Consider the following 255-nt stretch of genomic DNA (forward strand, 5'->3'; position numbering starts at 1 on the left):
TGCCAGAGGTATTGCAGCCGCTGCTGTAAATCCGCAGCAGGACCTTTCATTCGCCCCAGACGCAACAGGCTGTCGATGTCGGGCGCAACAGAGCGCGGAAACCGACGTTGTTTCTGCACATCCGCCAGCCAGCGGACCAGAAAAGTGTGAATGGCCAGCGGTGAACGTGCCTGGCCGTCCTGCTGAGCCAGCCGTAATCCCACCAGCGCACACCAGGCAAAATGCGCCAGGTCATCCAGTGATTCTTCGGGAGGT

1 protein-coding gene is annotated in these 255 nt (G+C 60.0%); it reads right to left on the reverse strand.

Going from position 1 to position 255, the window contains the following annotated elements:
• On the reverse strand, positions 1 to 255 hold a 255-nt coding region (locus ACERY3_RS25510), incomplete at both ends, for a DUF2913 family protein (protein WP_373226815.1).

Source organism: Enterobacter cloacae complex sp. ESBL7, from assembly GCF_041679625.1.
GTDB classification, from domain to species: domain Bacteria; phylum Pseudomonadota; class Gammaproteobacteria; order Enterobacterales; family Enterobacteriaceae; genus Enterobacter; species Enterobacter asburiae_B.